General features: G+C 45.3%; 11 protein-coding genes. All 11 read right to left on the bottom strand.

The features are described from left to right. Positions 1–2 precede the first annotated feature (2 nt). Entirely contained in the window at positions 3–755 is a 753-nt protein-coding gene (gene sufC, locus BACSA_RS13950) for a Fe-S cluster assembly ATPase SufC (protein WP_013618681.1), read from the bottom strand. Positions 756–864: 109 nt separating this feature from the next. After that, on the bottom strand, positions 865–2,316 hold the full coding sequence (sufB, locus tag BACSA_RS13945) for a Fe-S cluster assembly protein SufB (RefSeq protein WP_013618680.1): 1,452 nt from the start codon (positions 2,314–2,316) through the stop codon (positions 865–867). A gap of 3 nt (positions 2,317–2,319) precedes the next feature. Beyond that, positions 2,320–2,820 (bottom strand): CvpA family protein, encoded by a 501-nt coding sequence (locus BACSA_RS13940; RefSeq protein ID WP_013618679.1) that lies wholly within the window; start codon positions 2,818–2,820, stop codon positions 2,320–2,322. A 104-nt stretch (positions 2,821–2,924) separates the two neighbouring features. Further along, the gene (gene infB / locus BACSA_RS13935; RefSeq protein ID WP_013618678.1) at positions 2,925–5,852 is read right to left on the bottom strand and encodes a translation initiation factor IF-2; all 2,928 of its coding nucleotides are present in this window, start codon (positions 5,850–5,852) and stop codon (positions 2,925–2,927) included. Positions 5,853–5,948: 96 nt separating this feature from the next. Continuing rightward, positions 5,949–7,220: a transcription termination factor NusA gene (gene nusA, locus BACSA_RS13930; RefSeq protein WP_013618677.1), complete on the bottom strand. Its 1,272-nt coding sequence runs from the start codon at positions 7,218–7,220 to the stop codon at positions 5,949–5,951. Positions 7,221–7,223: 3 nt separating this feature from the next. Beyond that, positions 7,224–7,691, bottom strand: a complete 468-nt coding sequence (gene rimP / locus BACSA_RS13925) for a ribosome assembly cofactor RimP (RefSeq protein WP_013618676.1) — start codon at positions 7,689–7,691, stop codon at positions 7,224–7,226. Positions 7,692–8,090: 399 nt separating this feature from the next. Further along, the gene (locus tag BACSA_RS13920) at positions 8,091–9,263 is read right to left on the bottom strand and encodes a carboxypeptidase-like regulatory domain-containing protein (RefSeq protein ID WP_013618675.1); all 1,173 of its coding nucleotides are present in this window, start codon (positions 9,261–9,263) and stop codon (positions 8,091–8,093) included. 30 nt (positions 9,264–9,293) lie between these two features. Continuing rightward, complete coding sequence (locus BACSA_RS13915) at positions 9,294–10,076, bottom strand: YjbH domain-containing protein (RefSeq protein WP_013618674.1); 783 nt, start codon at positions 10,074–10,076, stop codon at positions 9,294–9,296. Between the two features lie 283 nt (positions 10,077–10,359). Then, positions 10,360–11,274 (bottom strand): hypothetical protein, encoded by a 915-nt coding sequence (locus BACSA_RS13910; RefSeq protein WP_013618673.1) that lies wholly within the window; start codon positions 11,272–11,274, stop codon positions 10,360–10,362. A 15-nt stretch (positions 11,275–11,289) separates the two neighbouring features. Beyond that, positions 11,290–12,072 (bottom strand): glycosyltransferase family 2 protein, encoded by a 783-nt coding sequence (locus tag BACSA_RS13905; RefSeq protein WP_013618672.1) that lies wholly within the window; start codon positions 12,070–12,072, stop codon positions 11,290–11,292. Further along, positions 12,069–12,974 (bottom strand): glycosyltransferase family 2 protein, encoded by a 906-nt coding sequence (locus BACSA_RS13900; protein WP_013618671.1) that lies wholly within the window; start codon positions 12,972–12,974, stop codon positions 12,069–12,071. The genes BACSA_RS13905 and BACSA_RS13900 overlap by 4 nt, the downstream gene beginning before the upstream one ends. Positions 12,975–12,983 lie beyond the last annotated feature (9 nt).

Here is a 12,983-nt window from a genome sequence, read left to right as displayed (position 1 = left end):
ATTCACTCTCCCAATTCTTTCTTTATCCAATCATAACCTTTTTCTTCCAGTTCCAATGCCAGTTCGGGACCTGCTGTCTTCACAATCTTGCCTTTATATAATACATGTACAATATCCGGCTTGATATAATCCAACAAACGTTGGTAATGGGTAATGACGATGCAACTGGTATTCGGGGTTTTCAGTTTGTTCACCCCTTCCGCTACAATGCGCAACGCATCAATATCCAGTCCCGAATCCGTTTCATCCAAAATACTCAGCTTCGGTTCCAGCATTGCCATCTGGAAGATTTCGTTCCGCTTCTTTTCTCCACCCGAGAATCCTTCGTTCACCGAACGGTTTGCCAGCTTGCTATCCAGTTCTACCACTTCCCGTTTCTGGCGCATCAGTTTCAAGAACTCGCTGGCAGTCAGTGCCGGAAGTCCTTTATATTTACGTTGTTCGTTTACAGCCGAACGCATAAAATTCACCATACTCACTCCCGGAATCTCTACCGGATACTGGAACGATAAGAACAATCCTTCATGACTCCGGTCTTCCGGACTCATCGCCAAAAGGTCTTTCCCGTCGAAAATGACCGAACCTCGAGTCACCTCGTATGCCGGATGTCCTACCAATACATTACTCAGCGTACTCTTTCCCGAACCGTTCGGTCCCATAATCGCATGCACCTCACCCGTCTTTACCGTCAGGTTAATTCCCTTCAATATTTCTTTGCCATTAATCGAGGCATGTAAATCTTTTATTTCTAACATAAACTTTATAAATTAAGAATGAAGAATGAAGAATGAAGAATCAACAGATTCCTCATCCCCCATTCCTCATTGCATATTTAATTCATCATTCTTCATTCTTAATTCTTCATTATCCTACGCTTCCCTCCAACGAAACCGAAAGCAGTTTTTGAGCTTCTACGGCAAACTCCATCGGAAGTTTATTCAATACTTCTTTTGCATAACCGTTTACAATCAAGCCTACAGCGTCTTCGGTCGGGATGCCCCGCTGGTTACAATAAAACAACTGGTCTTCCGATATTTTCGAGGTTGTCGCCTCATGCTCTACCACTGCAGTCTCGTTGTGAATATCCATATAAGGGAATGTATGCGCTCCGCAATGGCTTCCCAACAGCAAAGAGTCGCATTGGCTATAGTTACGGGCATTATCCGCCTTCTCTGACACACGCACCAATCCACGGTATGAATTCTGGCTCCGTCCGGCACTGATGCCCTTGCTTACAATTGTCGAACGGGTATTCTTTCCTAAATGAATCATCTTCGTCCCCGTATCCGCCTGCTGGAAATTGTTTGTGACGGCAACCGAATAAAACTCAGCCGTCGAGTTGTCTCCGCTCAAAATGCAACTGGGATATTTCCAGGTAATTGCCGAACCGGTTTCAACCTGCGTCCACGACAGTTTGCTGTCTCTTCCCTTACAGTTGCCCCGCTTGGTCACAAAGTTATACACGCCTCCTTTACCTTCAGCATCACCCGGATACCAGTTCTGTACCGTCGAATATTTGACTTCAGCCCGATTCATTACCACAATCTCCACAATCGCGGCATGAAGTTGGTTCTCGTCACGCATCGGAGCCGTACAACCTTCCAAGTAAGACACATAGCTGTCATCATCCGCCACGATTAGCGTACGCTCGAATTGTCCCGTATTTGCCGCATTGATACGGAAATAAGTCGAAAGTTCCATCGGACAACGTACACCTTTCGGAATATAGACAAACGAACCGTCACTGAACACTGCCGAATTAAGTGCGGCAAAGAAATTATCGCGATAGCCTACTACCGAACCTAAGTATTTCTTCACCAAATCCGGATGTTCACGCACAGCCTCGCTCATGGAGCAGAAAATAATGCCCTTCTCCATCAAGGTCTCTTTAAATGTTGTCTTGACCGAAACAGAGTCCATGACTGCATCTACAGCCATACCACTCAAGGCAAGTTGTTCTTCCAAGGGAATGCCCAACTTATTAAACGTTTTCAATAGTTCCGGGTCTACATCCTCCAGGCTTTTCGGACCGTCTTTCTTCTTTGTCGGATCAGCATAATACGAAATAGCCTGATAATCGATTTCAGGAATCGTCAAGTGCGCCCATGTCGGCATTTCCAATGTCTGCCAATACCGGAATGCCTTCAATCGGAAGTCAAGCAACCAGTCTGGCTCCTGCTTTTTGGCAGAAATCAACCGCACGACATCTTCGTTCAGCCCTTTTTCGATTATATCAGTCTGAACATCCGTCGTAAATCCGTACTTGTACTTTTCCTGGGTTAATTCTTTTACATATTTATTGGGTTCTAACTGCATATATCAATTGATTAATTTTTTCGTAACGTCCTTTATGACCGGATAAAAATAGCTTGCACTATCCTTTACCGGAATATATAACAAAGATTGTTGCTTATTGGTTGAGGTGATTAAGCTATCTTCAGAATCAATAAATTCCAGACAATGGATGGCAATGCTCACTAATAGCATATACTTGACAGCTCCCAATCCTGCGCCTAAGAGCCGATTGACCCATCCCAGCTGCAATCCATTCACGATACGGGTCAACGCAGAAGACAAAAAAAGAAAAACAACCGGCACCAATACGCCGATTAGAATAAATGCCAATATACGGGCAAACGTAACCGAAGTACCTAACTCTTCACCCAGTCTGTCCCCCACAACCACAAACAAGGCACGTGCTACCAGCAAACCTGTAAGCAGTCCCACAATGGAAGCCAATTGCCGGATGGCTCCTTTTATACAACCTATGGCAACTCCCAAAGCAATTATACCTGCTATAAACCAGTCTAGCGGAGACACTTTCTAATTAACAATTAATAATGAATAACTAACAATGAACAATGAATAACGAAGATGCATTCCTTCCACTCGTTATTCATTGTTCATTGCTAATTATTCATTGATTATAAAGTTTGTTTCACTTCCACTTCTTCGAATGTCTCGATGACATCACCGACTTTCAAGTCGTTGCAATTGGTCAGGCTGATACCGCATTCGAAGTTGGTTCCTACTTCTTTCACATCGTCCTTGAAGCGCTTCAACGCATTGATTGCCCCTGTAAAGATAACGATACCATCGCGAATCAAGCGCGCTTTATCGGTACGTTTCACTTTACCGGTCTTCACCATCGCACCGGCTACCATACCCACCTTGCTGATGTTGAATACTTCACGTACCTCAATGGTGGCGGTTACCTGCTCTTTCATGGTCGGAGCCAACATGCCTTCCATTGCCGATTTCACTTCTTCTATCGCATCATAGATAATCGAATACTTGCGGATATCCACACCTTCTTGCTCTGCCAACTTAGCGGCATTGCTCGAAGGACGAACCTGGAAGCCAACGATAATGGCATCCGAAGCGGCCGCCAACGATACATCCGACTCAGAAATCTGCCCTACTCCCTTATGGATGACATTCACCTGAATCTGTTCGGTAGACAACTTAATCAACGAATCGCTCAAGGCTTCAACGGAACCGTCCACATCACCCTTCACAATGACATTCAACTCGTGGAAATCACCCAATGCCAAACGGCGTCCCACTTCATCCAATGTAAGCATCTTTTGCGTACGCAAACCTTGTTCACGCTGAAGCTGTTCACGCTTATTGGCTATTTCACGAGCTTCCTGGTCTGTATCGAATACATGGAACGTATCACCCGCTGCTGGTGCTCCGTTCAATCCCAGTATCAAAACCGGTTCCGAAGGGCCAGCCTCTTTCATACGCTGGTTACGTTCGTTAAACATGGCTTTTATCTTACCGTAATATTTACCGGCAAGCACAATATCGCCCACATGCAACGTACCGTTTGATACCAATACGGTAGCTACATAACCACGTCCTTTATCCAAAGACGATTCAATAATGGATCCCGTAGCTTTCCGGTTCGGATTGGCTTTCAAATCCAGCATCTCGGCTTCCAACAGTACCTTTTCCAGCAATTCTTTCACGCCGGTACCTTTTTTTGCCGAAATATCCTGAGACTGGTACTTGCCTCCCCATTCTTCTACCAAGAAGTTCATTTGAGCCAATTCCTCCTTAATCTTGTCCGGATTGGCATTCGGTTTATCTATTTTGTTGATGGCAAATACGATAGGGACACCGGCTGCCATCGCATGGTTAAGTGCTTCTTTCGTTTGCGGCATCACGTTATCATCGGCAGCCACAATGACAATAACCACATCGGTTACTTTCGCACCACGGGCACGCATGGCAGTAAACGCTTCGTGTCCCGGAGTATCCAGGAACGTGATGTGACGGCCGTCCTCCAACTTCACATTATAAGCTCCGATGTGCTGCGTAATTCCTCCAGCCTCGCCTGCAATGACATTTGCCTTACGGATATAGTCCAACAACGATGTCTTTCCATGGTCTACGTGCCCCATCACCGTAACAATCGGGGCACGAGGCTGCAAATCTTCTTCCGCATCCGCTTCTTCCTCTACAGCCTGAGCCACTTCGGCGCTGACATATTCTGTCTTGAATCCGAATTCTTCTGCAACCAGATTGATGGTTTCAGCATCCAGACGCTGGTTGATAGAAACCATAATCCCGACACTCATACAAGTCGAGATGACCTGAGTAACCGATACGTTCATCATGCTTGCCAACTCATTGGCTGTAACGAACTCGGTCAGTTTCAGCACTTTGCTTTCTTCCTGTTCCAGTTCTTCCTGCTCCAGCTGGCGGTTCTGAATCGTTTCGCGTTTCTCTTTCCGATACTTGGCCGCCTTGTTCTTTCCCTTATTAGTCAGACGTGCCAACGTTTCCTTTACCTGCTTTGCCACATCCTCATCATTCACTTCCGGCTTCACAACAGATTTCTTAAAACGGTCTTTGTTATGCTTGCCTCCACCTTGGGACGCATTCTTCCCCGGGCGCTCATTCTTCATGACAACACCGCTTCCGGCAGCATTGATGTCCACACGTTCCTTATTATTGATGCGGTTCCGTTTTTTCTTCGCACTATTATCCCCGTCATTTCCCTTTTCCGCCTTTTCATCGGTTTTCCGGATTTCCTTGATAATAGCGTCTTTCATCTGCTTCCGTTGTTCCAAACGCAACTTGTCCTTTTCTTCGCGTTCTTTCCGTCTTTCTTCTTTCGATTTCTTCTTCGGACGGGTAGACTGGTTAAGCATAGCCAAGTCAATCTGACCTACTACATTAATCTTCGATTTAAACTCTGTCGGGCGAATCTTAAATATTCCATCATCCGTAGTTTCTTCAGCCGTCTGCACTTCAGGAGTTTCTTTTTTTTCTTCCATTAAATTAGGTTTCACGCCCTCTGCCTTTTGTTCCGGTTCAGGCCGTTCAAGGTTTTCATTTATCTGTTCTATATCCTGCGGCTTTTCTACATGAGACTCTTCATGGGCAGACACATTATCTTTCTCTCCCACGTTTTCCGAAACCAACGCTTCCGGTTCTGTTTTTCCAGCCTTCTCCGCTACCGGTCCGGCTGAAGCCGCTTTTACTTTCTTCTTATTCAAGCTATCCAAATCAATTTTTCCCACAGGCTTAAGCTGCGGAATGACATCTGCCGGAACTACGGTCTCAATCTCTTCCGGTTTCTTTTTTCTCGCCTGCAAGCCTTCTATCGAAACGGAAGCCATGTTATGTTCCTTATTCTGCCGTTCTTGAGAAATTTTTTCGGACTCTATTTTCAAATCTTTGTCTTTGCTAAACTCTTTCACAAGTGCAGCATATTGTTCTTCCGTTATTTTCGTATTCGGATTGGCTTCAACAGTATATCCTTGCTTTTGCAAAAAGTCCACCACCGTAGCAATCCCTACATTCAAATTTCTTGTTACTTTGTTCAGTCTTATCGTCATAAATCTTTCTGTTTTTAATAGAGTCCGAAAATAATTGATAATTAACAGTTAATCATTCATAGTGATGATGCCGTTTCTGGCGTTATCCACTATCAATCAACTGTCACTTCCGCTTTCCTCGAACTCGGCTTTCAAAATTCTCAATACATCATCTACCGTATTTTCCTCCAAATCGGCTTTCTCAATCAACATCTCACGCGGAGCATTCAACACGCCTTTTGCCGTTTCAATGCCGATGCCTTTGATGGCATCAATTACCCATCCGTCGATTTCATCCTTGAACTCGTCCAGATAAATATCTTCATCTACCGCATTCTCATCCACTTCACGGTATACGTCTATCGTATATTCGGTCAGCATACTTGCCAACTTGATATTCATGCCTCCCTTACCGATAGCCAATGAAACCTCTTCCGGCTTCAGGTACACTTCCGCCCGTTTTTCTTCTTCGTGCATCACAATCGAAGAAACCGTAGCCGGGCTCAATGCACGCTGGATGAACAACTGGATATTCGATGTATAGTTAATAACGTCAATATTCTCATTCCGCAATTCACGCACAATGCCATGAATGCGCGAACCCTTCACTCCCACACAAGCGCCTACAGGGTCAATCCGGTCATCATACGACTCAACCGCAATCTTGGCGCGTTCGCCGGGGATGCGGGCAATCTTCTTGATGGTAATCAAACCGTCATTGATTTCAGGAACTTCCTGTTCGAACAGACGCTGCAAGAACTCCGGCGCCGTACGGCTCAAGATAATCTTCGGATTATTGTTCTTGTTGTCCACACGCGCCACTACCGCACGCACGGTCTCGCCTTTCCGGTAAAAATCACTCGGAATCTGTTCTGCCTTCGGAAGCAACAGTTCGTTGCCCTCATCATCCAACAACAGGATTTCCTTCTTCCATATCTGATACACCTCAGCCGCAATAATGGTTCCAACCCGGTCGATATACTTATTATATAAGGAGTCTTTTTCCAGTTCCAATATCTTCGAAGCCAACGTCTGGCGAAGGTTCAGAATGGCACGCCGGCCGAACTTCTCGAAAATCACTTCATCCGTCACTTCTTCACCCACCTCATACGAAGCATCTATCTTGCGGGCTTCGGTCAGCGAAATCTGCCGGTTCGGATTGGCAAAATCTTCGTCTGCAACAACCTCCCGATTGCGCCATATCTCAAAATCTCCTTTATCCGGATTAACGATTACATCATAATTCTCGTCTGTACCGAACATCTTCGCTATTACACTACGGAACGATTCTTCCAACACGCTCACCATCGTAGTGCGGTCGATATTCTTCAGTTCTTTAAACTCCGAAAATGTGTCAATCAAGCTGACAGCAGGTTCTTTCTTCGCCATAATTTATTTAAAGCTAATTAAGTATTTGGTGTATTTTATTTCATCATACGTAAAAGTCACGTTCTGTTCTACCAGCTTCGGACGTTTTGCCCCTTCAGGCTTCACCTTTACCGTCATCGTAACGGTAAAGTTCTCCTCGTTGGCATCCGCCAGCACGCCTTTCCATTTCTTCCCGGTATTGTCCATCACCTCTACCTCTTTCCCGATGTAGATTTGATATTGTTTCAACACTTTAAACGGCTGGCCGATTCCTGCCGAACCGACTTCCAGCTCATAATCCTCGTCTTCCCGGCTCAGTCTCGATTCGATGTACCGGCTCAAGTCCACACAATCATCAATCCATACGCCGTCCGCATGGTCGATTTCAACTACAATCTTGTCATCCGGACTTACAGAGACATCTACCAGAAAATAATCTTTCCCGTCCAGCCATTCCTCGACAATCCGGGTTACCACGTTTTTTTCTATCATGTAATACTATTAAGAATAAAAAAAGGAGCTTTACCGCCCCTCCACCTTCTCATTCATCTCGCGTGCAAAGATACAAATAATATCATGTACAACAAAATATTAGAATAATTATTTCACATTTAACTGATTTTAAAAAAGATGCCGAAGCCCGCTTTTCATCCCATCTTCCAAACGCTTTATAGTAAAACAAATTGGTTTACGAAAAAAAATTGAACACAGAGGCACAGAGACACAGAGTTTTATTTTTTAGAGAGGATAAAGATCACGGAGAAAAAACAGGCTCTGTGAATTTTGTCGTCTCTCTATTTATTTCTCTGTACCTCTGTGTCTCTGTGTTCAATAATCGGATGCCTGCCAAATTATGAGCAAAACTGCCAAGCAGCTTTTACAAACATCGTGTTAATTGGTTCCTCCATTGTGTTCCCGGTTATAAGCCTGAGCAGATATAGACATATCTCCATATTGTCTGCCCGATGCCGAATGCCCCAATGCAGAAACGGTCCAAAGCGTTACTTGCTGCGTACCGCTAATTTGCAAAGCCGTACCGATGGGCAGAGTCACGCCAATCGGATAATTGCCTATAGCCGTAGAGACAGAAGCGCCTGCCATTCTGGCTAATATTTCTATCAAATAAGCCGTAATCCGGTCAGTACCCGATGAAGTGATTTCCATACCGATGTGGTATGAGAAAGAAGCAGAAGCCACCGACATATCCCCGCTCCCATACAGGTTATCCCACAAGCCTTGTCCAAAATCCAAAGCGACTGAACTGGAAGAAGAAGATACATCCGCATCCAAGGTCAATGAATAAGACGTAAACTGGTCAGCCATAACAGTTACCCGACCGTTCTCCACAGTATATTCAGCATCCGTCCATTGTCCGTTTTCATACTTCCGTGCCCTTACCGCCTCTGCCATTTCCGGTTCTACATCATACGCCAAAGCGATAGGCTGCTCCAGAGTGGCATCCGCATCCGTAGTTTCTACATTCGTACCAATCAGCATCACCTCCTCGTTTGCACGCGACCTTTCTGCAGCCTCATCCATACTGTAAATAGGAGTAATCACAATCGAGCTGCCTTCCGGCAATGTCGATTCAGCCACGGTCACATCTACCGTCACGGCACCTTGCGCATTCCCTTCAATCGTTTCCGAAGTCACGCTTGCTTCCGCACCTCCATCGGCATCGATTTCAACGGTCGTACCGGCATTGGGCAACGCTACGTTCCATACCGCATTGGCTCCGCTTCCGCTTGCCGATACCGTAACAACCGTTTCTCTCGATTGCTTTCCTTCCGCTTCAGCTGTCAGCGTATAACTTCCGGCTTCCACACGTTCAAATTGGAATACACCGTCCGCACCGGTTTGCATAGAAGTCCCGTTCATGCTTACAGTCGCCACAATCCCTTTACCGTCCATGCCCGTCACCCGGCCACTGATACTATGAGATACGGCTACTTCCGGCGGTGTTACACTGCTGTAATCCGGATCGTCATCACTACATCCAACAAAACTTGTGGCGAAAGCCACACCAAGGAATGCGAACATTCCCAACTTTACAAATTGTTTCATCTTTAAAATAGATTTAGTTAAACCATAAATTCAATACACATCTTTTTCTTTGCGGACCGTTTTCTTCTTACCCAAGAGATTGATTTTAAAGCAAGCCCCTCCTGTAAAATGCCTCCCATCCTGCAGGCTTGCCTGCAAGAACAGATGCCTCCACAACAGGCAGTCCACTCCTATATTTATATCGTTTCCGGTATATTCCACTATTGCCCTGAAGTTTTTTGCAAACGAAGGGCGGTAAGTAATGCCTCCGGCTATTCCCCGCCATTTTATATTAAAGTCCGAACGGTAATACCGGTAAGCCAGATGCACTCCCCATTCATGCCCTTTCCATGCCAGATGTTTGCTCGCTGCCAGATAAAAGTTCTGAAAATAAGCATAGTCTCCATTATCAGGCACCGAACGCCCCGGGTCTTGTGCCCCTATGGCTATGGCAGGCCACCACTTGCCTTCTTTCAGCGGACGGAGTTTCACGGCGAAATGCCGGTCCTTCATGTTATAGCCTACTTCACCCTTATTGTCTTCTCCTTTCAGGAGAGTGCATACATACGACAATTCTATCCACGGAAAAGGTGTAATGGCGAGGAAATGGTTTGTCGTATTATACTTCGTACCTTGATAAGCAATACGGTCAGGCAAGAATTCCCCATTCAGAAAAAACACACCGATACGGGCTTCCCCTTCCGGTGCCATTTCTGCCGTAGGCACATGAATCATGCCTGTGATTCCTCCATATTCTTGTGCCGACAACGAAAGCAAACTTCCCGACAATAAAAATGCAATGCAAAAAAGGAAACCGTTTAAGTAACTATTCATAATTAATATCAATCAGGAATTAAATGTAGTTATGCGTCACAGGAGTTAGAAGGAGTTAAGAAGTTAAGAAGTTAAGAAGTTAAGCCAATACTTTTACTAATGCTCCCACCAACATAACTATTGGCTTAACTTCTAACGGAGCGTAGCGAAGTGATAACTCCTTTTAACTCCTTAACTCCTGATCAGCATAATTAGCTTATATGATAAAATTCACCACAGAGCAACACAGAGGAAATTTTTAAAGCCTCTGTGTGCCTCTGTGTCCTCTGTGGTAAAATATCGATTAATTTTGTACACATTCTTCATTCTTCATTTTTCGTTCTTCATTCTCAAAGTCCGGTTCCATCGTATTGCTTCCCCATTTCAACGCCTCCCGGTCAAACCATCCTTCCCGTTCGTTTTCTTCAGGATCTGTCGCATACATCTTATTGGCATACGCATCTCCCTCCAAACTATAAGTCAGGCGGAAATTAGATGCAGGACGGAAATTCACCTTCCTGCGGTGACGCTTATAAGGCGGTATCATCATCACGACCTTGAATCCCGCGTTTTTCCCGCCTTCATTGCTGTATTCCCCATACACACCCACCGTACAATGCCTGAAATGCCTCATGGCTTCTACAATGGCACCGTAATCTTCATACACAAACCTTCCGCCTCTCACCCTAAATTGCGTATTCCATTTACTCAAATAAAAGTCTGCTCCAGCCAATGCTGTCAAACGCTTCGGCAAGCTGGCTTCCCAGCCTGCTGCCATTGAGCAATATCCTGTCCAACCGGCTTGAGCTTCCAATGCCAGCCAGTCATTCACCACATACATTCCTTTCAGGTCCAGTCCGTAACGCTCGCTTCCGAACAATCCTCCGCTAGCCTTCAGATACCAGCGCGAACGGAAACTCATTTCTTTCGAAAGCACAGCCATGGTCAGCCGCACCTTCTTATACCGGTCGCCATAATTATTATAAACAGGGATAAACGCTTGCGCCGTAGCCTGCCATCCCTTACCCATATTCCATTTGATGCCGGGAGTCAGGTTTATCAGGAAATCATACACCCGTCCGTTATGAAGCAAGTCGCGGTAATTCAAGTCCACTCCCATAAAGATATCCACTTGCCCGGCAGGTATGGCAGGCTGTGCCTTGACAGATGCCGTTCCCAATACCCCTGCCAGCAAGAAGAGTAAAAATATTCTTTTCATAAAAAAAGCCAGTTATCAAACCCGTCTGCCTGTCAATCGTGCCCATACCACCTCCCCTACCTTATAAGGATAACGGAAGCAAAGCAGCAAACTATTCGAGAATACCCCGTTCTGCTTCATGGCACGCAAATGGTCTTTCATGATTTGCCGGTGGCTTTTCAGTCCCGATGAAGAAGCTCCACCCATACGCATGGTCACAAAATCTGCCGGAATATAACGTGTACGGATTTTATGGATAAATATCAGCCGGAGCAAATTTTCAAAATCAGCAGCCACTTTATACGAGACATCAAACGCCCCGTATCTTTCGTATACCTCCCTCCGGCAATAAAACGAAGGATGTGCCGGCATGAACCCGAACCGCATCAGGCTGCGTTTGAATAAACGCGAAGAATAATAACGCACGCTCCGGCTTAAATCTTTCTCGTCCACATAATGCACATCGCCATATACCGCGTCTATCATCGGTTGCGCCTTCATTGTTTCCGCCACCTGTTCCAGTATCGTATCTGTTGTGTAGAAGTCATCCGAATTAAGTATGCCCACCACATCGCCTGTCGCCATCGTTATCCCCTTGTTCATGGCATCATAAATGCCTTTATCCGGTTCGCTGATATATCTCAGTTTCCCGCCGAACTTCGTTTCATAACTTTTCACGATATCCAGCGTATTGTCTTTCGAGGCTCCGTCAACAACCAGGCATTCGATGTCCTGGTAAGTCTGACACAACACACTCTCCAATGTATCACGCAACGTAGTGCCGCTATTATAAGTAGCGGTAATAATTGATATTTTCATAATTGAATGTTATATACCTCTTTCAGATACCCCCGTATCTTCTCCTTATCGTTTCCGCAAGCCTTCTTTATCTCATATATTTTGGCATCTACCAGTGTGCGGTACCACCACCCTTGCAGGAAAGTCCATATAAAACCCACTTTGCCATCCAGACATGCACCTTTCAAGAAATAGCGGTAACAGAAATAAGCGAACGACCGCCAAAACAAAGGCTGCTTTGCATATTGGTGCTTTTTCATCCGCTTGGCTTTGGCTTGCGTACTGATTTGCTTGTTTTCGTCCGTTTCTGCAGCCCCCGTCAGGTCCAATTCTATATCCAGCAAGTCTACAGCTTCGCGAATCGCATAGTTTACGTGCTTATGGCAAAACCAGGAAAGATTATTCAGGTTATGGTCGCAGAAATCATGCTCAAATTCTACAGCACGTCCTTCAGTCAACTGGATATGCTCGTCCATCAGCCGTTGCTCACACATACCTTTTCCATAGCGGAACACCCTCAATAGTTTTACAGGATAAATGCCCCTCTTCATCCATTTGTCCATAAAGATATGCCGGCGGTTGAAAATGATGCCGGTCACATCATCGGGCAACGAAGGCAACTTCTCTTGCAATTCTTGTACCAGCTCGGGAAGCAAATATTCATCGGCATCCAACCGCAACACCCATCGGGTAGTAACATTTGCATGTTCCAGACCCCAATTAAACTGTCTGGCATAATTGTTTTCCCACTTGTTTTGCAGGATATGTACATTGGCGAACTCTTTGGCAATGTCGAGTGTTGCGTCAGTGGAAAAGCTGTCAATGATAAAGACATCCTTGGCTATCGGCACAACATTTTCCAAACACCGACGGATGTGCATTTCCTCATTGTAAGTGAGGATAATGACTGAAAGATCAAGCATATAAAGGAT

The organism is Phocaeicola salanitronis DSM 18170, assembly GCF_000190575.1.
GTDB lineage: Bacteria > Bacteroidota > Bacteroidia > Bacteroidales > Bacteroidaceae > Phocaeicola > Phocaeicola salanitronis.
This window is presented reverse-complemented; position numbering and strand designations above follow the sequence as displayed.

What these genes read in the sequence shown, in the direction of transcription:
- sufC (WP_013618681.1), bottom strand. Translation starts at nt 755, where the DNA reads ATGTTAGAAATAAAAGATTTACATGCCTCGATTAATGGCAAAGAAATA.
- sufB (WP_013618680.1), bottom strand. Translation starts at nt 2,316, where the DNA reads ATGCAGTTAGAACCCAATAAATATGTAAAAGAATTAACCCAGGAAAAG.
- infB (WP_013618678.1), bottom strand. Translation starts at nt 5,852, where the DNA reads ATGACGATAAGACTGAACAAAGTAACAAGAAATTTGAATGTAGGGATT.
- nusA (WP_013618677.1), bottom strand. Translation starts at nt 7,220, where the DNA reads ATGGCGAAGAAAGAACCTGCTGTCAGCTTGATTGACACATTTTCGGAG.
- rimP (WP_013618676.1), bottom strand. Translation starts at nt 7,691, where the DNA reads ATGATAGAAAAAAACGTGGTAACCCGGATTGTCGAGGAATGGCTGGAC.
- BACSA_RS13920 (WP_013618675.1), bottom strand. Translation starts at nt 9,263, where the DNA reads ATGAAACAATTTGTAAAGTTGGGAATGTTCGCATTCCTTGGTGTGGCT.
- BACSA_RS13915 (WP_013618674.1), bottom strand. Translation starts at nt 10,076, where the DNA reads ATGAATAGTTACTTAAACGGTTTCCTTTTTTGCATTGCATTTTTATTG.
- BACSA_RS13910 (WP_013618673.1), bottom strand. Translation starts at nt 11,274, where the DNA reads ATGAAAAGAATATTTTTACTCTTCTTGCTGGCAGGGGTATTGGGAACG.
- BACSA_RS13905 (WP_013618672.1), bottom strand. Translation starts at nt 12,072, where the DNA reads ATGAAAATATCAATTATTACCGCTACTTATAATAGCGGCACTACGTTG.
- BACSA_RS13900 (WP_013618671.1), bottom strand. Translation starts at nt 12,974, where the DNA reads ATGCTTGATCTTTCAGTCATTATCCTCACTTACAATGAGGAAATGCAC.